Annotated in this window: 16 protein-coding genes and 1 tRNA gene; 7 read left to right on the top strand and 10 right to left on the bottom strand. The window is 70.1% G+C overall.

The features are described 5' to 3' along the window. Positions 1-369: 369 nt before the first annotated feature. The 10 genes from KGD83_RS00745 to dnaA all read right to left on the bottom strand — a co-directional run bounded on the left by KGD83_RS00745 (position 370) and on the right by dnaA (position 14168). Positions 370-720: a hypothetical protein gene (locus KGD83_RS00745; protein ID WP_212642049.1), complete on the bottom strand. Its 351-nt coding sequence runs from the start codon at positions 718-720 to the stop codon at positions 370-372. A gap of 261 nt (positions 721-981) precedes the next feature. Further along, a tRNA-Ile gene (locus KGD83_RS00750) sits at positions 982-1055 on the bottom strand. Positions 1056-1237: 182 nt separating this feature from the next. Then, positions 1238-1996, bottom strand: a complete 759-nt coding sequence (locus KGD83_RS00755) for a DUF3566 domain-containing protein (protein WP_212642050.1) — start codon at positions 1994-1996, stop codon at positions 1238-1240. 111 nt (positions 1997-2107) lie between these two features. Next, positions 2108-4720, bottom strand: a complete 2613-nt coding sequence (gene gyrA / locus KGD83_RS00760; protein WP_212642051.1) for a DNA gyrase subunit A — start codon at positions 4718-4720, stop codon at positions 2108-2110. Positions 4721-4808: 88 nt separating this feature from the next. After that, positions 4809-6746, bottom strand: coding sequence for a DNA topoisomerase (ATP-hydrolyzing) subunit B (gyrB, locus tag KGD83_RS00765; RefSeq protein WP_212642052.1), 1938 nt, complete (start codon positions 6744-6746; stop codon positions 4809-4811). A gap of 466 nt (positions 6747-7212) precedes the next feature. Then, on the bottom strand, positions 7213-7686 hold the full coding sequence (locus tag KGD83_RS00770; protein WP_212642053.1) for a DUF721 domain-containing protein: 474 nt from the start codon (positions 7684-7686) through the stop codon (positions 7213-7215). Between the two features lie 79 nt (positions 7687-7765). Continuing rightward, the gene (gene recF, locus KGD83_RS00775; RefSeq protein WP_212642054.1) at positions 7766-8899 is read right to left on the bottom strand and encodes a DNA replication/repair protein RecF; all 1134 of its coding nucleotides are present in this window, start codon (positions 8897-8899) and stop codon (positions 7766-7768) included. Between the two features lie 102 nt (positions 8900-9001). Beyond that, positions 9002-9901, bottom strand: coding sequence for a phosphogluconate dehydrogenase (NAD(+)-dependent, decarboxylating) (gnd, locus tag KGD83_RS00780; protein WP_212642055.1), 900 nt, complete (start codon positions 9899-9901; stop codon positions 9002-9004). Between the two features lie 98 nt (positions 9902-9999). After that, positions 10000-11139: a DNA polymerase III subunit beta gene (gene dnaN / locus KGD83_RS00785; protein ID WP_212642056.1), complete on the bottom strand. Its 1140-nt coding sequence runs from the start codon at positions 11137-11139 to the stop codon at positions 10000-10002. A 1100-nt stretch (positions 11140-12239) separates the two neighbouring features. Then, complete coding sequence (gene dnaA / locus KGD83_RS00790; protein ID WP_249352376.1) at positions 12240-14168, bottom strand: chromosomal replication initiator protein DnaA; 1929 nt, start codon at positions 14166-14168, stop codon at positions 12240-12242. 845 nt (positions 14169-15013) lie between these two features. Between dnaA and rpmH the strand changes: the two genes are divergently transcribed. The 7 genes from rpmH (at position 15014) to KGD83_RS00825 (ending at position 19633) form a co-directional block, all read left to right on the top strand. Beyond that, positions 15014-15157, top strand: coding sequence for a 50S ribosomal protein L34 (gene rpmH, locus KGD83_RS00795; RefSeq protein WP_013155858.1), 144 nt, complete (start codon positions 15014-15016; stop codon positions 15155-15157). 94 nt (positions 15158-15251) lie between these two features. After that, on the top strand, positions 15252-15725 hold the full coding sequence (gene rnpA, locus KGD83_RS00800) for a ribonuclease P protein component (RefSeq protein WP_212642058.1): 474 nt from the start codon (positions 15252-15254) through the stop codon (positions 15723-15725). After that, the gene (gene yidD / locus KGD83_RS00805) at positions 15722-16036 is read left to right on the top strand and encodes a membrane protein insertion efficiency factor YidD (RefSeq protein ID WP_026114436.1); all 315 of its coding nucleotides are present in this window, start codon (positions 15722-15724) and stop codon (positions 16034-16036) included. Before rnpA ends, yidD begins: the two co-directional genes overlap by 4 nt. Before the next feature lie 28 nt (positions 16037-16064). Then, positions 16065-17009 (top strand): membrane protein insertase YidC, encoded by a 945-nt coding sequence (yidC, locus tag KGD83_RS00810; protein ID WP_212642059.1) that lies wholly within the window; start codon positions 16065-16067, stop codon positions 17007-17009. A 137-nt stretch (positions 17010-17146) separates the two neighbouring features. Beyond that, positions 17147-17635, top strand: a complete 489-nt coding sequence (locus KGD83_RS00815) for a Jag family protein (RefSeq protein WP_212642060.1) — start codon at positions 17147-17149, stop codon at positions 17633-17635. 337 nt (positions 17636-17972) lie between these two features. Next, positions 17973-18683 carry a 16S rRNA (guanine(527)-N(7))-methyltransferase RsmG gene (gene rsmG / locus KGD83_RS00820; protein ID WP_212642061.1) on the top strand — a complete coding sequence of 237 codons (711 nt, stop codon included), beginning with the start codon at positions 17973-17975 and terminating at the stop codon, positions 18681-18683. 134 nt (positions 18684-18817) lie between these two features. Beyond that, on the top strand, positions 18818-19633 hold the full coding sequence (locus KGD83_RS00825) for a ParA family protein (RefSeq protein WP_212642062.1): 816 nt from the start codon (positions 18818-18820) through the stop codon (positions 19631-19633). Positions 19634-19638 lie beyond the last annotated feature (5 nt).

Here is a 19638-nt window from a genome sequence, read left to right on the forward strand (position 1 = left end):
AGGGGCGGGGGCGCCTCCCCGGGAGGGACCGGCTACCTCGTCGGGCCCTCCCTCGTGCTCGCCGCGGCCCACGTGCTCGACGGCCACGAGCGTGTCGACGTGCGCGTGGGAGCCGACCCGCCGAACGGTTTCCCGCGGTGTTCCGTCGTCTGGCCGGACCGGAGGACGGACGCCGCCCTGCTGCGGCTGGAGGAGCCCCAGCGCCTTCCCTCCGTGCGCTGGGGGAGGCTCTCGGCGGACGGACCGCGGCCGTTCCGCTCGCTCGGCCAACCCGGCCTGGAGCACCTCCCCGGCCCCACCGGTCGGGGCGGCGTGCCCGGCGGCGGAGCCGAGCGGTGTCCGTTCCGCCGGTCGGTCCCGGCGCGGGTTCTACCGCCCGCCCCGGCCGTAGCCCTGGTTGATCTGGATCTGGAGCATGTTGCTGAGGTGGTGGTGCAGGCTGGCGGCGACCTCGCTGCCCTCGCCCCAGTCGACGATGCCGAACTTCATGCTGGGCGTCACCCTCATGTGCGTGCCCTGGGGGTGGGGGAAGAGGTCGACGTACACGTTGAACCCCCAGGTGAGCAGGCTCATGCCGGTGGAGAAGGCGTAACGGTAACCGGCGCCGGGCACCGGGTTCCCCGGGCCCGAGGCCCCCTTGGTGCGCGACACGGAGTGGGGGAGCATGTTCCACACCTGGTTGATGTGGAACGGAAGCCGGTAGTCGAATGTCGTCGCCACGCTTCTCCGTCCTCGCGCTGGAGGCCGTCCGCGTCCCGCGCTCCGGGGCGGAGGCGGCGACGCCCTCCCGATGCGCCGCATCCTACAGGTGCCCGTGTTCGCACCGGGCCCCCGAATCGACAGGTACGTGAATCGACACGTGCACGAATCGACAGGTCGACACGTCCCGTCGTCGACACGGCGACTCGGCCGGGCCGCGCGCCGTACGGCGCTGACACCCGGACATGAGAGAAGGCCCCCCGTGGGGAGCCTTCTCGTGTGTGGGCGTACCAGGACTTGAACCTGGGGCCTCATCCTTATCAGGGATGCGCTCTAACCGACTGAGCTATACGCCCTTGCTGCGTGTGGAACTCTACCGCATCGGCGGGACCGGGGCGAACCGGTGATCCGGGGCGGACGCGAGGCGGGACGCGGCGCACGCGTCCCTTTCCACCTCCCATTTTACCCGGGCGCGGAAGTGCTCGGAACCGACGCGTGAGGGCCCGGCCCCAGCGGGGACCGGGCCCTCACGGCGGCGCTACTCGGCCTCGGACAGCGTCACGTCGACGCCGCCGACCAGGTCGGCGACGAGGTTGTACAGCATGGCGCCCACCGTGGACAGGGCGGTGATGAGCACGATGTTCAGCGCGCCGACCACGCCGGTGTACCCCAGGACGCGGCCCGGCGAGAACCAGGAGGCAGGGTCGAGGCCGAGCTCGTCCTCGGTCCCGTCGCCCTCCAGGAGCGCCGTGAGCATGTTGGTCAGCTCGTCGAAGACACCCAGCATCGACAGCGTCGCGTAGATCACCGCGATCGCCACGAACAGGATGATGAAGCACACCAGGGAGACGACGAAGCTGAACTTCATCACCGACCACGGCTCCACACGGGAGACCGACAGGTGTGCCTTACGGCTGGACAGGCTGGCCTTCACGGCGTTCGGGCCCTCAGGCACCGAGGTCTTCGATTCGGACACTGGCGTTCCCCCCGCTTCGGCGCGGTCCTCCGCCACGGGTTCGGCCGGTCCGGCGGCGGTCTGGGACCAGGTGTCCGCCCTGTCGGCGGAACCCTCGTCCTCGGCGCCGGGCTTGCGCCCCGGCTCCTCGCCGGACTCCTCGGCCGTGTCGGCCTCGGTGGCGCCCGTCGCCGCCTCGGCCTTGTCGTCGACCTCGGCGGTCACGGCGGCCCCCGCTTCTGCCGTGTCCTTCTCGGTCGTCTCCACGTCCCCGCCCTTGGCACTCTCCGCCGTGTCCGGGTCGGTTTCGTTCGTGGTGGTGTTCCGCTGGTTGTCAGACATAGAAACGTTACCGCTGGACTTTCCTTGAGAACGGGTGATTGGCGCGACCAGGGTGTCCGCGGGGTCCGCGCAAAACGAACCCCGCGGCCCATATGGGGCCTAACGCGAAGTCTAGGCCTCCGGGTTGCCTTCGGCGTTCTCGTTCACGTCCTCGGCCGTGTCGGCGGCCGCTTCGCCCGCGTCCTCGGCCGTCTCGACGGCCTCCTCCTCGGCGGCCTCGGCGTTGCGCGCCACGGCCACGATCTTGTTGCCCTTGTCCAGGTTCATCAGCCGGACGCCCATGGTCGTGCGGCCGGACCGCTTGACCTCGTCGGCGCCGGTGCGGATGACGCCGCCGACTGAGGTGATCGCGAAGACCTCGTCCACCTCGGGGTCGATCATCAGGGCGCCGACCAGCTTGCCGCGGGCCTCCACCACCTTGGCCGTCAGCACGCCCTTGCCGCCGCGGTTCTGCACCGGGTACTGGTCGGACGGGGTGCGCTTGGCGTAGCCGTTCTCGGTGGTGACCAGGACGTCCGTGGAGCCGTCGCCGGGCCGGATGACGTCCATGCTCAGCAGGTAGTCGTCCTCCAGGAACCGCATGCCGATCACGCCGCTGGTGGCGCGGCCCATGGGGCGCAGCGACTCGTCGGAGGCCGGGAACCGGATCGCCTGGGCGTCGCTGGAGATCAGCAGCAGGTCGTCGTCGGGGAAGACCAGCCGGGCGGCGATCAGCTCGTCGCCCTCGCGCAGGTTGATCGCGATGATGCCCGCCGCGCGCGCCGAGTCGAAGTCCTCAAGGCGGGACTTCTTGACCAGGCCCTCACGGGTGGCGAGCACCAGGTACGGGGCGGCCTCGTAGTCGCGCAGTGCCATGATCTGCGCGATCTCCTCGCCCGGCTGGAACGGGAGCAGGTTCGCCACGTGCTGGCCGCGCGCGTCGCGGGCGGCCTCGGGCAGCTCGTAGGCCTTCGTGCGGTACACCCGGCCCTGGTTGGTGAAGCACAGGATCCAGTTGTGCGTGGTGGTGACGAAGAAGTGCTGGACGATGTCGTCCTGCTTGAGCTGGGCCCCGCGCACGCCCTTGCCGCCGCGCTTCTGGGCGCGGTAGTTGTCGATGCGCGTGCGCTTGGCGTATCCGCCGCGGGAGATCGTGACGACCACGTCCTCCTCGGCGATGAAGTCCTCCATGCGCATGTCGCCCTCGAAGGGGATGATGTGCGTGCGCCGCTCGTCGCCGTACTTCTCCACGATCTCGCCGAGCTCCTCGCGGATGATGCTCCGCTGGCGCGTGTCCGATCCGAGGATGTCGTTGTAGTCGGCGATCTGCGCCATGAGCTCGTCGTACTCGGCCGTCAGCGCGTTGCGCTCCAGGGCGGCGAGCTTGCGCAGCTGCATGTCGAGGATGGCGCGGGCCTGGATGTCGTCGATCTCCAGCAGGTCCATCAGGCCGGTGCGGGCCTGGTCCGCGGAGGCGCTGGCCCGGATGAGGTTGATGACCTCGTCGATGCGGTCCATGGCCCGCAGCAGCGCGCGCAGGATGTGCGCCCGCTCCTCGGCCTTGCGCAGCAGGTACCGGGTCCGGCGGACGATGACCTCGACCTGGTGCTTGACCCAGTGCCGGATCATCTGGTCCAGGCGCAGAGTGCGCGGCACCCCGTCGACCAGCGCGAGCATGTTCGCGCCGAAGGTCTCCTGGAGCTGGGTGTGCTTGTAGAGGTTGTTCAGCACGACCTTGGCGACGGCGTCGCGCTTGAGCACGATGACCAGGCGCTGCCCGGTGCGGCCGCTGCTCTCGTCGCGCACGTCGGCGATGCCGGTGACCTTGCCGTCCTTGACCAGGTCGGCGATCTTGAGCGCGAGGTTGTCCGGGTTGACCTGGTAGGGCAGCTCGGTGACGACCAGGGTCTGGCGGCCCCGCTTGTCCTCCTCCACCTCGACCACGGCGCGCATGGTGATGGAGCCGCGCCCGGTCCGGTACGCCTCCTCGATGCCGCGCTTGCCGACGATGAGCCCGCGGGTGGGGAAGTCGGGGCCCTTGACGCGCGCGATGAGCGCGTCGAGCAGCTCCTCGTCCTGCGCCTCGGGGTTGTCGAGGTACCAGTTGACGCCGTCGGCGACCTCGCGCAGGTTGTGCGGCGGGATGTTGGTGGCCATGCCGACCGCGATGCCCGAGGAGCCGTTGACCAGCAGGTTCGGGAAGCGGGCGGGCAGCACGACGGGCTCGGCGGAGCGGCCGTCGTAGTTGGGCCGGAAGTCGACGGTGTCCTTGTCGATGTCCCGGAGCATCTCCATGGCCAGCGGCGCGAGCTTGCACTCGGTGTAGCGCATGGCGGCGGCCGGGTCGTTGCCCGCCGAGCCGAAGTTGCCGTTGGGGTCGACCAGCGGCATCCGCATGGACCACCACTGGGCCAGGCGGACCAGGGTGTCGTAGATGGCGCTGTCGCCGTGCGGGTGGTAGTTGCCCATGACGTCGCCGACGACGCGGGCGCACTTGAAGTAGCCGCGGTCGGGGCGGTAGCCGCCGTCGTACATCGCGTAGAGCACGCGCTGGTGGACCGGCTTGAGGCCGTCGCGCACGTCGGGCAGGGCGCGGCCGACGATGACCGACATCGCGTAGTCGAGGTAGCTGCGCTGCATCTCGACCTGGATGTCGACGGGTTCGATCCGGTCGGTCGTGCGCGGCGGGGCCTCCACGTTGGAGTCCCCGCCCTCAGGGGCGTCGGGGTTGTTCGCATCCGTCACGGATGTCGGTCCCTTCTACGAAGCTTGCTTGAGCACGGGTGGGAGCGGGGCCCGGGTCCTCCGGGAGGCCCTGGACATCCGCGGAGCGCTAGATGTCCAGGAAGCGGACGTCCTTGGCGTTGCGCTGGATGAAGGCGCGCCGCGACTCGACGTCCTCACCCATGAGCACGCTGAACAGTTCGTCGGCCTGGGCCGCGTCCTCCAGGCTGACCTGGAGCAGGACGCGGCGGTCCGGGTCCATCGTGGTGTCCCACAGCTCGTTGGCGTTCATCTCGCCCAGACCCTTGAAGCGCTGCACCATGTCGCGCGGGCGCGGGTCCCTCTTGCCCTGGGCGATCCCGGCCTCGATGACCCGGTCGCGCTCGGCGTCGGAGAAGGCGTAGCTGGCGTCGCTGCCCTTCTGGTCCCACTTGATCTTGTACAGCGGCGGCGCGGCCAGGTAGACGTTCCCGGCCTCGACCAGCGGCTTCATGAAGCGGAACAGCAGGGTGAGCAGCAGCGTGCGGATGTGCTGGCCGTCGACGTCGGCGTCGGCCATCAGGATGACCTTGTGGTACCGCAGCTTCTCGGCGTCGAACTCCTCGTGGATGCCGGTGCCCAGGGCGGTGATGATCGCCTGGACCTCCGCGTTCTTGAGGATGCGGTCGATGCGCGACTTCTCGACGTTCAGGATCTTGCCCCGGATGGGCAGGATGGCCTGGTTGTGCGGGTTGCGGCCGCCCTTCGCGGAGCCGCCCGCCGAGTCGCCCTCGACGATGTAGACCTCGCACTCCTCCGGGTTGGTGGACTGGCAGTCCGACAGCTTGCCCGGGAGGGACGTGGTCTCCAGCAGGGTCTTGCGGCGGGTCAGGTCGCGGGCCTGGCGGGCGGCCACGCGGGCGCGGGCGGCCTGGCTGGCCTTGGACACGATGTCCTTGGCCTCGCCGGGGTTGCGCTCGAACCAGTCGCGCAGGTGCTCGTTGGTGACCTTCTGGACGAAGGACTTGGCCTCGGTGTTGCCCAGCTTGGTCTTGGTCTGGCCCTCGAACTGCGGGTCGGCCAGCTTGACCGAGATGATGGCGGTCAGGCCCTCGCGGATGTCGTCGCCGGTGAGGTTGTCGTCCTTCTCGCGCAGCAGCTTCTGGTCGCGGGCGTACCGGTTGACCAGGGTGGTCAGCGCGGAGCGGAACCCCTCCTCGTGCGTGCCGCCCTCGGCCGTGTTGATGGTGTTGGCGAAGGTGTGCACGGAGGAGGTGTAGGACTGGTTCCACTGCATGGCGATCTCGACCGAGATGCCGTCGCCCTCCTCCTCGAAGGAGATGATCGACGCGTGCGCCGGCTCCTTCTTGGCGTTGATGTGGCGGACGTAGTCCGACAGGCCCTCGTCGTAGTGGAAGGTGTTGACCGTCGGTCCGCCGTCGGTGTGCTCGGGCCGCTCGTCGCGGATGGTGATGGACAGCCCCTTGTTGAGGAAGGCCATCTCCTGCATGCGGCGGGCGAGCGTCTCGAAGGAGAACGTGGTGGTCTCGAAGATGCCGCCGTCCGGCCAGAAGGTGATCTGGGTGCCGGTCTCGTCGGTGCTCTCGCCCTTGACGAGTTCGCCGGTGGGCGCGGTCATCTCGTAGCGCTGGCGCCACACGTGCCCGTGGAGGCGGATCTCCACCTCCAGCGCGGTGGACAGCGCGTTGACGACGGAGACGCCGACGCCGTGCAGACCGCCGGAGACCGCGTAGGACTTGCCGTCGAACTTGCCGCCCGCGTGCAGCGTGGTGAGGACGACCTCGACGGCGGGGCGCTTCTCCACCGGGTGGAGGTCGGTGGGGATGCCGCGGCCGTTGTCGGCCACGCACACGCCGCCGTCGGCCAGCAGGGTCACCTCGATGGCGTCGGCGTGGCCCGCCAGCGCCTCGTCGACGGAGTTGTCGACCACCTCGTAGACCAGGTGGTGCAGGCCCCGCTCCCCTGTGGAACCGATGTACATTCCGGGGCGCTTGCGGACCGCCTCAAGCCCCTCCAGAACCGTGATTGAACCTGCGTCGTAGGCCAAGTGGGAACACCCTCCTGCTGGGGACGCCTGCCGACCGCGGCCGAGCGGCGACGGTCACCCGTGACACGGTGATCGGGAGGGTCTGCGTGCCGCGACACCTGGGGGATCACCGTTCGCCACAGGGGCCGTCCGCCCACCCTCTTCTGGGGGCGTGGGACCGGCTACAGGCGTCTGAAGAACCGTCTCCATGATACCCCGCACGGTGCGACAAAGTGGCATTGGCGGCCCTGTGCCGCCTCACAACGAACGTTCAGGGAGGGAGACGACTCCCTACACGCGGGAGGGGCTGCGCGCAAGTTCCGGTGCGGTTGAGTGGCGCCTGCGGCGACCGGCGGCCCCGACGCGGCCCGGTCCCCTCCCCGGCTTCGGCGGACACCCGCTGGAACGGCGTTCACCTGGGGATATCCACAGGCCGCGAAAGCGGAGGAAACGGGCATCCCAGCCCCGCGGCCCGGACGGGCTCGCCTCAGCGGCGCCGGAAACCGGGGCCGCGGACCTTGATGGCGACGACCGTGCCGTCGCCCAGCTCCTCGTTGAGACGGCGCATGAGATCGCGCACCATCGCTCGCGCATGGGCCGCCATGGTGGGCGAATCGGCCACCACGACCAGCTCACCGTCCGAATAGCTCTCCGGGCGGAGGTGCTCTGCGTTGAAATCGCCCACGATGTCCGCCCAGCGGCCGAACACGCCGCCGATGGCCACCTGCTCCTGCCAGCCGTGCTCGATCAGCCACGTGCGCACGGCCTCACCGAACATCTGGGGCTCGTTGCGTGACCGCAACCGGCCACGCCGACGCGAGCGCTGGAGCCCCCGGGGCACCGCGCCGCGGTCCTTGGCCTCGGCCCGGGCGCGGGCGAGAGCCTGGCGGGCCAGGTCGGCCCCGGACGGGGCCGGGGGGACCGACTGTCCCGACTCCGGCGGGCGCCGCGCTCCGTCCACAGGCTGTGGACGGAGTCCTCCGCCGCCGCGATCGGCCGCGTCGGGGGCCGGACCCCGGTCCACAGGGTGTGGATAGCGTTCACTCACCCGTGACGACCCCCTCGCGCACGCCGAACCGGGCCCCGTCCAGCTCCTTGGGGATGTCCTCGGGCACGGCCGCGGTCACCAGGACCTGTTCGGCGTCGCCGACGCGCTCGGCCAGCCTGCGGCGGCGTTCGCTGTCCAGCTCGGCGAACACGTCGTCCAGGATCAGCACCGGGTCGTCGCCGTCCGAGCGCAGCAGGTCGAAGGCGGCCAGTTTGAGCGAGAGCGCGTACGACCAGGACTCGCCCTGGCTGGCGTAGCCCTTGGCGGGCATCCCGCCCAGCCGCAGGACCAGGTCGTCGCGGTGCGGGCCCACCAGGCTGACGCCGCGCTGGAGCTCGCGGTCGCGGGCCTCGGCCATGGCGTCGCGCAGGGTTTCCACAAGCTGTGGACGGCCGGTCGGCGGCTCGGCGCCCTCGGGGACCGCGCCGCAGCGGTAGTCGGGGACGGCCGGGCCACCGGAGTCGGTCAGCCCGGAGTAGGCCTCGGCGATCCTCGGCCGCAGCTCCTCCACCAGGTCCAGCCGCGCCGCCAGCAGCTCCGCGCCCGTCTCCGCGAGGTGGGAGTCCCACACCTCCAGCGTGCTCAGGTCGGGCGCCGAGCGCTGGCGGAACATCCGGCCGGAGGCCGACTTGAGCAGGGCGTTGCGCTGCTTGAGCACCCGGTCGTAGTCCGAGCGCACGCCCGCCATCCGGGGCGCGCGCGCCACCAGCAGGTCGTCCAGGAACCTGCGCCGCTCACCGGGGTCGCCCTTGACCAGTGCCAGGTCCTCCGGGGCGAAGAGCACGGTGCGCAGGATGCCGAGGACCTCGCGCGGGCGGCCCGCGGGCGCCTGGTTGATCCGGGCCCGGTTGGCCCTGCCGGGGTTGAGCTCCAGGTCCACGACCATGGACCGCTCGTCGCGCACCACCTTGGCCCGGACGATCGCGCGGGGGGCGCCCTGGCGGACCAGCGGGGTGTCGGAGGAGACCCGGTGGCTGCCGAGGGTGGCCACGTAGCCGACCGCCTCGACCAGGTTGGTCTTGCCCTGGCCGTTGGCGCCGACGAACACGCTCACGCCGGGGCCCATCTCCACGAGGGCCTCACGGTAGGACCGGAAGTCGGCCAGTTGCAGGTGGGATACGTACATCCGGCCTTCCTCCTGGGGCGGCGGCGGTCGGGGGAAGGGGTCGCTCCCGGGGACGGCCCGTGGGCTGCGTCCCCGGGTCGGGGGCGGTGCGGGGAGGGAGCCTCAGACGTCGATGTCGTCGGAGGTCTCGGCGCGGTGCACGGCGTGGCCGCCGAACTGGTTGCGCAGGGCCGCCACGACCTTCATGGCCGGGCTGTCGTCCTGGCGGGAGGCGAACCGCGCGTAGAGGGAGGAGGTGATCGCCGGGGCCGGGACCGCGAGGTCCACGGCGGCCTGGACGGTCCAGCGGCCCTCGCCGGAGTCCTCGGCGTAGCCGCGCAGGCGCGACAGCTCGGGGTCCTCCTCCAGGGCGCGCGAGAGCAGGTCCAGCAGCCAGGAGCGCACCACGGTGCCCTCGCGCCAGCTCTCGAACGTGCCGGGCACGTCGTCCACGAGGCCGGAGGCGACCATGAGCTCGTAGCCCTCGCCGAAGGCCTGCATCATGCCGTACTCGATGCCGTTGTGGACCATCTTGACGAAGTGCCCGGCGCCGACCGCTCCGGCGTGGACGAAGCCCACGCCCTCGTCGGGCACGAGGGCGGCGAAGACCGGACGGGCCTTCTCGACGTCCTCTGCCGGGCCGCCGACCATGATGCCGTAGCCGTTCTGGCGGCCCCAGACACCGCCGCTGACGCCGACGTCGAGGTAGCCGACGCCCTTCTCCTCCAGCGCCTTGGCGCGGACGCGGTCGTCCGCGTAGTGGGAGTTGCCCCCCTCGATGACGAGGTCGCCCTCGTCCAGGAGCTCGCCCAGTTCGGCGATGGTCGCTGCCGTGGGGTCGCCCGCGGGGACCATCACCCAGACCACCCGGGGGGCGGCCAGCCGTTCGACCAGTCCGGCAAGGGTGTCGACGTCGCGCTCCGGCGAGGCGACGTCGTACCCGACGACCTCGTGGCCCTTATCCCGCAGTCGGGCGGCCATGTTGCCGCCCATCTTGCCGAGACCGATCATTCCGAGCTGCATGGTTGCTCTGCTCCCCTTCGCCGCCTGTGGATGGACGCCGGCCGGCCCGGGTCGCGGACCGGATCCGGCAGGTGCCAGTCAATCGGACCGGTCGCGGATCAGCCCGGCTGACGCACCGGCATGATCAGGTAGCGGTACTCGGGGGAGGAACCCTCCTCCGCGGGCTTGCCGGTCAGGATCGACGGCTTGGTCGAGGTGGTGAAGTGCAGGCGGGCGACGTCGGTGCCGATGGCGCCGAGCCCGTCCAGGAGGAACCCGGAGTTGAAGGCGATCTGGATGTCGTCGCCGTCCAGGTCGGCCTCCAGCACCTCGACCGCCTGCGCCTCCTCGCCGGTGCCCGCCTCCAGGACCAGCTGGCCCTGGCTGAACGACAGCCGCAGCGGGGTGTTGCGCTCGGCGACCAGCGAGACGCGCTTGACCGCCTCGACGAACTCCGAGCGGCTGACCTCGGCCACCGAGTTGAAGGTGTCCGGCAGCAGCGCCCGGTACTTGGGGAACTCGCCGTCGAGCAGGCGGGTCGTGGTGCGGCGGCCGCCGCCCTCGAAGCCGATCATGCCCTCTCCGGAACCGCCGTCCGAGAGGGCGATCGAGACCTCGGCGCCCGAGGTGAGCGACTTGGCGGTGTCGTGGAGGGTCTTGGCCGGGACCAGCGCGACCGCGGACAGGTCGGGGTTCTCCGGCTTCCAGGTGAGCTCGCGCACGGCCAGGCGGTAGCGGTCGGTGGAGGCGAGCGTGATGGTCTCGCCCTCGATCTCGACGCGCACGCCGGTGAGCATCGGCAGGGTGTCGTCGCGCCCGGCGGCCACCGCCACCTGGCTGACCGCCGCGGCGAAGGCGTCGCTGCCGACGGTCCCGCTCACACCGGGCATCTCCGGGAGCGTGGGGTAGTCCTCCACCGGCATGGTGGTCAGGGTGAACTTCGCGCTGCCGCCGGTGACGACGACCTTGGCGCCGTCGGTGGAGACCTCCACGGGCTGCGCGGGAAGGTTGCGGGTGATCTCGGCCAGCAGCTTGCCGGTGACCAGGACCGTGCCCGGCTCCTCGACCTCGACGTCCACCGCGGCCTGGGTGGAGACCTCGTAGTCGAAGCCGGACAGGCGCAGCTGCTGGCGGCCCTCGAACTCACCGGCCTCCAGCAGGATGCCGACGAGCACCGGCACAGAGGGGCGCGTCGGGAGTGTGCGCGCGGTCCAGGCGACCGCCTCGGCCAGTACGTCGCGTTCGACCCGGAACTTCACTTTCCGACTCACTTTCCGCACGACCGGCGTGCCGGTCGAAGCCTCAACGTTGCAGCTCGTGGATCTGTGGGTCTGCCGAGGGCTCCGTCCACAGGGCTGTGGAGGCCGCGCCGGTGGCGCTGGGAGCTGCCTCGGATCCCGTATGGGGTCACCGCTCGGATCCGGGCGGCGGAGGACAGGGGCGAGACCACACGTTACCCGGATTCACCCGCTGCCGCTGACAGCTCAGCACCGGGCTGTCGTCGCGCCAGTCTCGGAGAGTTGTCCACAGATTTTCCGCGGAGCGGTTGTGAAGCCACATCTTGGTTAATGAAGGTGCGCAGTAGTAGTAGGGCCTGTGGATAGTGTGGATAACCCTTGTTTCCGCAGGTCAACCTGCGAATTTCTGTCCACAGGGCCTGTGGGTAACCCTGTGCGTAACTTGGCCCGCCTGTGGACGAACGAGGCCGTCCCCAGGTTTTCCACACTCCGTCCACAGCGTCGTCCACAGGTTTTCCCCAGGTTCTCCACAGGGATCGGTGGTTCGGTCACCGGGTGACCCACCACGGCGTCCACAGGAACAGGGGTGGTTACCCACAGGCTCGACGCGCTTTTCCACAGGTTGTCCACAGGGTTGTCCACAGATTTGGCCCCTCTCCTGTGGATAACTCGGGTGAGAGAACGCCAAAATTTTTTTCCGAGCCCCTGCACAGATCCCCCGAACCCTGACAAAGGGTCTGTGCACAGGTTTGTCCACAGGGGCGTCCCCCGTTCCGCGCGCCGAACACCGGCGCAAAGGCCTCCGACCAGGTGTGGGAAGGGCAACAGCGTCCCCGGAAGGCCTGGAGAACAGGGAGAACAGGGCGTGCCGGGCACGAACCGGCCCGGACGTCGGCAGAGGCGGCGAACCCCTCCAGAGGCGGGCGTTAGTGCGCACAAGCCTGTGGATAACTCGGCCGCAGGCGTCGTGGAGCCCTGTGGATAACGTGTGCCGTCTTGTGGACGTGTCGACAGGTGGACTTGTCCACGGGCCGACACGCCGCCGCGGGCCGCGGTACCAGCGCCGCGGGGCGGCCTCCGTCCCGGAGGCCGCCCCGCGGCGTTCGTGCGCGGTACGCGGATCAGGTCAGCGAGGGCTGGTCCTTGATCCGGCTGGTGAGCTCGTGCACCTGGTTGTAGATGGACCGGCGCTCGGCCATCAGCCCGCGGACCTTGCGCTCGGCGTGCATGACCGTGGTGTGGTCGCGGCCGAACTGCTGCCCGATCTTGGGCAGGGAGAGTTCGGTCAGCTCCCTGCACAGGTACATGGCGATCTGCCGGGCGGTCACCAGCACCCGGGAGCGCGAGGTCCCGCAGAGGTCCTCGACCGTCAGGCCGAAGTAGGCGGCCGTCTGGGACATGATCGCCCCCGCCGTGACCTCGGGGACCTCGGTGCTTGGCACCAGGTCGCGCAGCACCTGGCTGGTCAGGTCCAGGTCCACCGACTGCCGGTTCAGGCTGGCGAAGGCGGTCACGCGGATCAGCGCGCCCTCCAGCTCCCGGATGTTGGTGGAGATCTTGCTCGCGATGAACTCCAGCACCTCGGGCGGGGCCGCCAGGCCCTCCTGCGCGGCCTTCTTGCGCAGGATGGCGATCCGGGTCTCCAGCTCGGGCGGTTGGACGTCGGTGAGCAGGCCCCACTCGAACCGGCTGCGCATCCGGTCCTCCAGCGTGGTCAGCTGCTTGGGCGGCCTGTCGCTGGAGATGACGATCTGCTTGTCGGAGTTGTGCAGCGTGTTGAAGGTGTGGAAGAACTCCTCCTGCGTCTGCTCCTTGTTCTCCAGGAACTGGATGTCGTCCACCAGGAGCACGTCGATGTCGCGGTACCGGCGGCGGAACCCGTCCGCCTTGCCGTCCCGGATCGAGTTGATGAACTCGTTGGTGAACTCCTCCGAACTGACGTACCGCACCCGCGAACCCTCGTAGAGGCGGTGCGTGTAGTGCCCGATGGCGTGCAGCAGGTGGGTCTTGCCCAGCCCCGAGCCGCCGTGGATGAACAGCGGGTTGTAGGCCTTGGCCGGGGCCTCGGCGGCCGCCACCGACGCCGCGTGCGCGAAGCGGTTGCTGGAGCCGATGACGAAGGTGTCGAAGGTGTACTTGGGGTTCAGCCGCGCGTGCTCGCCCGGCGGGACCTCCTGCGAGCGCCCGGGGGGAGAGGAGGGGGCCTTCGGGGCCTCGTCCTCCACGGGGGCCTCCGCGGCCTCCGGAGCGGGCGGCGCGGCCTCCTCCGCCGCCTCGGGCCCCGGTGCGGGCACCTCCGCCCGCGGGGTCTCCCAGCGGTTGGGCCGGTCCCACTCCGGGTCCGTCCAGGCCTGCTGCCGCCACCCCGCGGGCTCCTGCTGCCGCTCCAGTGCGGAGGGCTGCTCCCACAGCGGGGGCGCGGTGGGCGTCTCCTGGGGCGAGGCGAAGGTCTGCTGGACCCAGGGCGCGGGCGCGTCGCGGACCGTGTGCGGCTCCTCGCCGACGGGCGGGGGGTCGGCCGGGGGCGTGGGGCCCAGCAGGTCGGCCTGCTCCGGGGCCGGAGCCGGGGCCGAGGGCCACGGGGCGGGCGGCTCGGCGGTCTCGGCGGACGGGCGCGCGTGCTGTCCCCGGGAGGCCGGCGCGGTCCGCTGGGCGTCCGCGGGCGCCGCCTGGGGAGCCGTCGGACGCCCCGGGCCCGGGGCGGTGCCCGGCACGACGGGGGAGAAGGCGGGCGCGGTGTGCCCCTCCACGCTCCGCGGTCCCTGCGGCCCCGGGGCGGCGGGCGGTGTCGGGGTGGGCGGCGGGGTCGGCACCGCGGTCGGGTCGACCGTCACCGCGACCCGGATCTCCCGGCCCAGGTGGGCGGAGAGCGCCTTGCTGATCGCCGGGTACAGGCGTGTCTCCAGCACCTTCTTGGTGAACTCGTTGGGCGCCGCGATGAGCGCGGTGTCCTCGATCAGACCCAGCGGACGGGTCTGCGGCAGCCATGCGCGCTGGTGCGCGGGGAGGGAGTCGTTGTCGATCCCGTCCAGGACGCTGGACCAGACCACTGCGAGGTTGACCTGCGCGTCAGCCAAGACGACCTGCCATGGGTGCTTGTCCCTTCGGTACGGGTCTGTGCGGTGCGGAGTAGGGGGCGGAAGGGGACGTGGTGGCCAGGGCGAAGCCCGTGGCGCGTCGGTCGGGTGGCGCTCGCGGGGACCTGCGGCCGCAGGGAGCGACTCCCCATTGTCCTCCTCCCACGGCGGTGCCGGGTCGGGCCAGGACGCGAAATCGCCTTGTTTGGGTGGTTATGTGCCTGTGGATAACTTCACTGCCACCTGAGCTGCGCCTCCGTGGGCACAAGTCCGGTATCCACAGCCTCAGGACGTTGTCCACAGGTTTTCCACAGGCTTGTCCACAGGATGGCAGATCTCCGCGCGCAGCGCAGAGTTATCCACAATGTGCAGATCAGAAGGTGTGTAAGAAGGTTGCTCCCGACGTCGGCGGAGCGTCGGCCGGCGCGAGGGGCACGTTATCCACAGGCTGAGGTTATCCACAGACGCCGGGGGGTGTGGAAGTCTCACACGCCTGTGGACAAGGAGTCGTCCACGGGACGGGGGGAGGGAAGCGGGCGCGGGCCCCGTGCCGGCCGCCCGCGAAGGAGGGCGGAGCCGGGGCCCGGGGGCCGGGATGGCGAGGAGGAGGGGACTGCCCGGCCGGGCGCGTGGAACCGCCGTCCACAGGCCCGATTTGACCCCGGCCGGACCAGGTCGTATCTTCTTTATGCTTATGCCGATGATCTGCCTGCGCCCGTGTCCGCACGGAGGCGCGGCCGCGGCTCATGCACCCGTAGGCCCCGCATATCCTGGGGGTCTGTCGTAGTACTTATCCTGACACGCCCCTGGAGCCAGTAGTGAGCAAGCGTACGTACCAGCCGAACAACCGGCGTCGCGCGAAGGTCCACGGCTTCCGGCTGCGCATGCGTACGCGCGCCGGTCGCGCCATCATCGCCTCGCGCCGTCGTAAGGGGCGCGCGGCGCTGACCGTGAGCCACTAGGCCACGCCCAGCACCAAGCCCTTCGGGACCGTCCGGCCTTCTCGCCGGCCGGTCCCTTTGTCGTGGGAGAAGTACCGAAGCACGAAGGAAGCCGATGCTCTCGCCGAGGAACCGGATGCGCCACAGCGCCGAGTTCGGCTCCGTCATGCGTTCGGGACGGCGCGCGTCCAGGGACTGCCTGGGCGCCGTCTACCTCCCCCCGCCCTCCGGCGTCGCGGACGCCGACCCCCCGCGGGTCGGCTTCGTGGTCAGCAAGGCTGTCGGGGGAGCGGTGGTGCGCAAGCGCGTGCAGCGCAGACTGCGCCACCTGATGCGGTCTCGGTTGGCTGTTCTGCCAAACGGTAGCCTGCTTGTAGTGCGCGCCCGACCCGCCGCCGCCACCGCGCGGCACGAGGACCTGGCCGCCCAACTCGACAGCGCGATCGCCGCGGCGATGCGCCCCCGCGGGACGTCGTCGCGCCGCCGGTCCGGCCGTGGCCGACCTCGGCCCCCGGCGGCCGATCCCGCGGTGCGCGAGACAGCAGGGAACCGACGCCCGGACGAGGGCGGAGAGCGGTGGGGCCGATGACCGAGCACAGACCGACGGTGTTCGCGCGTGTGTTGATCCTGCCCATCCGGGGTTACCAGCGCTTCATCAGTCCGCTCTTCCCCCCGGTCTGCCGTTTCTACCCCTCGTGCAGCGCGTACGCCGTCGAGGCGCTGCGCGTGCACGGAGCTCTGTACGGGTTGTGGTTGGGAACCCGGCGTATCGCCCGTTGCCACCCCTTCAATCCGGGGGGGCTTGATCCGGTTCCGCCGCCCAGGGGGCGCCGGAACGGGGAGTCCGAGGAGTCTGCGGGCGGAGCCGGCCACACCGGAACCCCTCCCGGGGACCAGTAGCTGAAGCGAATCACATAGGAGTTGGCCGGTGCTGGACTGGCTTTACAACATCGTCGGCTGGATCTTGGTCCAGATCCACTCGGGTCTGACCTACATCGGCCTCGACACGGACAGCGGCTGGGCCTGGGGCCTGTCGATCGTCCTGCTCACCGTGCTCATGCGGCTCCTGCTGGTGCCGCTGTTCGTCAAGCAGATGAACACGCAGCGCAAGATGCAGGACATCCAGCCCAAGATCATGAAGCTCCGCGAGCGCTACAAGCACGACAAGGAGCGCTTGCAGCGGGAGTCCATGAAGCTCTACCAGGAGAGCGGCACCAACCCGATCATGGGTTGTCTGCCGCTCCTCCTGCAGATGCCGGTCTTCTTCGCGCTCTTCAGCGTGCTGCGCAGCGTCGCCGAGGGCAACGCCCAGTACAACTTCACCCCGGAGCTGGTGGAGAGCGCGCGTGCGGCGCTCATCTTCGAGGCGCCCGTCGCGGCCCAGTTCAACAGCTCCCCCGAGGAGCTCCTCGCGCTCGGCGCGTCCGACCCGATCATGGCCAAGGTCATCATCGCGATCGCCTGCGTGATCATGGGTACGACGACGTTCCTCACCATGCGCCAGAGCATGAAGCGCAGCGTCTCCCAGATGCCCGACAACCCCATGATGCAGACCCAGAAGATCATGATGTACATGGCGCCCCTGTTCGGGCTCTTCGGTCTCATGATGCCCGTGGGTGTGCTGGTCTACTGGGTCACCTCCAACGTCTGGACCATGGGGCAGCAGCACTTCCTCTACAGCAGGCAGCCGATGCCCGGCCAGGAGCAGGCCAAGGCCGGGAGCGCCGCCTCCGCCAACGGTTCCGCCAAGGGCATGCTCAGCCGAAAGAAGGCGGCGGAATCCGCTCCTGAGCCGGAGGAACAGCCTAAGATCGAACGCAAGCAGCCGAAGAAGCAGTCGCGTTCCAAGCGGTCCGGTGGCGGCCCGCGCTAGGTTCTGCGGCTCCCGGCCGAGAAGGCGTTCGAGTGCGCAGGCGACACTGCCCCTGAGGCGTACGGCGGCCAGGGCGTGAGGGATGAGGAGACGGGATCGCTGTGGCAAGTAGCGAGGAAGAGAGCGGTGGCGTAGCGGTGGCTGAGGCGCCTGAGGCCGGAATCGATGTCGAGGCCCTGGAGAACGAGGGCGACATCGCCGCGGACTACATCGAGGGACTCCTCGACATCGCGGACTTCGACGGCGACATCGACATGGACGTCGAGGGCGACCGTGCGATGGTCTCCGTCGTCGGCGCCACCCTCGACGAGTTGATCGGGGAGAAGGGCGAGGTCCTGGAGGCCCTCCAGGAGCTCACCCGGCTTGCGGTGCACCGGGCCACCGGTGAGCGCAGCCGCCTGATGCTGGACATCGGGGGGTACCGCGAGGACCGCCGCAAGGTGCTCTTCCAGGTCGGGACGGACGCCGCCAACAAGGCCAAGGAGACCGGCCAGACCCAGCCTCTGGAGCCGATGACCCCCTTCGAGCGCAAGGTCGTGCACGACGCGGTCGCCGCCGCCGGTCTGCACAGCGAGTCGGAGGGCGAGGAGCCCAACCGCTACGTGGTGGTGCAGCCCGCCTCCTAGGCGCGGACACCCCGGAGGGGTGGCGATGTTTCACGTGAAACATCGCCACCCCCTCCGTTTGTGCCCGGTCCCTGCCGTACGTGCCCCCGCCGTGTCGGCATGCGGCTCTGTCGACTTCTCGCCATGTGTGGTGGGACCGCACGGGGGGAAGGCAGAAGCGGGGGCCGTGGATGTTTCACGTGAAACCGCGGTGTCCTCCCGCGCGTAGGATTCAGGGTGGACCCCTTTTCTCCGCGCCGCTGCGCGTCCCCCCTCGCCCACCGGCCCCGCCGTGTGTGCGGACGCCGTGGCGAACCGACATGGAAGTGATGATGGACGAGTTCACAGGTGGTGACCGATGACCTCGGGCACTGAGGAGCCCGGTGCCGCGCTCCCCGATCCCCCGGCGGAGGCGGAGGCGGTCTTCGGCACCTCCCTGCCGACGGCGCGGCGCTACGCCGAACTGCTCGCCGACGACGGGGTGCGCCGGGGACTGATCGGTCCGCGCGAGGTTCCCCGCCTGTGGGAGCGGCACCTCATCAACTGCGCCGTCGTGGAGGAACTGCTTCCCGAGGGCGCCGAGGTGGTGGACGTCGGCTCGGGCGCCGGGCTGCCCGGGCTGGTGCTCGGTCTGCTGCGCCCCGACATCCGCATGGTGCTGCTGGAGCCGCTGCTGCGCAGGACGGTCTTCCTCAACGAGGCCGTGGAAATCCTGGAGCTGCCCAACGTCGAGGTGCGGCGCGGCCGTGCCGAGGAGGCGCACGGCGAGGTCTACACCGACTTCGTCACCGCCCGCGCGGTCGCTCCCCTCAGCCGACTCGCCGGGTGGTCCCTGCCCCTTCTGCGCGAGGGCGGCAGCCTGCTGGCGCTCAAGGGGGAGCAGGCGGAGGCCGAACTGGCCGCCGCGGAGAAAGACGTTTCGAAACTGCGGCCCAGCGTTAGCGATGTGATCAGGGTGGGGCGGGGTAAAGTCGATCCCGCTACCACGGTCGTTCGCGTCACGGTGACCGGTGGTCCGCCAGCGCCGAAGGCGCGCGGCGGCAAGAAGAAGCGCGGACGGAAGAGGTGAACTCCTTCGTGAACCCATCCGACAACCCCGGTGTTTCACGTGAAACATCCTCCTACGGAGACCTGCTCGATGTTTCACGTGAAACACCGTCCGGGGTTCCCGACACTCCGCTCGCCCGTGCGGCCCATGAGGCCATGGCGGTTCGCGGACCCGACGACATCTGGCCCCGGCCCAAGGACTGCCGGGTGATCAGTGTGGCCAATCAGAAGGGCGGCGTCGGCAAGACCACCACGACGGTCAACATCGCGGCCGCCCTGGCGATGCACGGACAGCGCGTCCTCGTGGTCGACCTCGACCCGCAGGGCAACGCGTCCACCGCCCTCAGCATGGAGCGCGACAACCAGACCCGGTCCATCTACCACTGCCTGGTGGAGGACGAGGAGATCCGCAAGCTCGCCCAGCCGGTCCCGGACATCCCCAACCTCTGGTGCGCCCCGGCGACCATCGACCTGGCGGGCGCCGAGATCGAACTGGTCTCGCTCGTCGCGCGCGAGGCCCGGCTCAAGCGGGCCTTCGCCGCCTACGACACCTCGGACCTGGACTACATCCTCATCGACTGCCCGCCCTCGCTCGGCCTGCTGACGGTCAACGCGATGGTGGCGTGCGACGAGGTCATGATTCCGATCCAGTGCGAGTACTACGCCCTGGAGGGCCTGGGGCAGCTGCTGCGCAACGTGGAGCTCGTCCAGTCCCACCTGAACCCGGGGCTGGCGGTCAGCACCATCCTGCTGACGATGTACGACGGCCGGACCAGGCTCTCCCAGCAGGTGGCCGACGAGGTGCGCTCGCACTTCGGGGACACCGTCCTGGAGACGCTGATCCCTCGGAGCGTCCGGGTGTCCGAGGCGCCCAGTTACGGCCAGTCGGTGATGACGTACGACCCGGCTTCCACCGGCGCGGTGGCCTACCTGGAAGCCGCCCGGGAGATCGCCCACAGGGCCAAGGTCTGACAAGC

Origin of the sequence: Nocardiopsis akebiae (assembly GCF_018316795.1) — a bacterium.
Taxonomy (GTDB): Bacteria; Actinomycetota; Actinomycetes; order Streptosporangiales; family Streptosporangiaceae; genus Nocardiopsis; species Nocardiopsis dassonvillei.

Coding starts and splice junctions, on each gene's coding strand:
- KGD83_RS00755 (WP_212642050.1), bottom strand. CDS start 1,996: ATGTCTGACAACCAGCGGAACACCACCACGAACGAAACCGACCCGGAC.
- rnpA (WP_212642058.1), top strand. CDS start 15,252: ATGCTCTCGCCGAGGAACCGGATGCGCCACAGCGCCGAGTTCGGCTCC.
- KGD83_RS00825 (WP_212642062.1), top strand. CDS start 18,818: ATGGCGGTTCGCGGACCCGACGACATCTGGCCCCGGCCCAAGGACTGC.
- yidD (WP_026114436.1), top strand. CDS start 15,722: ATGACCGAGCACAGACCGACGGTGTTCGCGCGTGTGTTGATCCTGCCC.
- gnd (WP_212642055.1), bottom strand. CDS start 9,901: ATGCAGCTCGGAATGATCGGTCTCGGCAAGATGGGCGGCAACATGGCC.
- recF (WP_212642054.1), bottom strand. CDS start 8,899: ATGTACGTATCCCACCTGCAACTGGCCGACTTCCGGTCCTACCGTGAG.
- rsmG (WP_212642061.1), top strand. CDS start 17,973: ATGACCTCGGGCACTGAGGAGCCCGGTGCCGCGCTCCCCGATCCCCCG.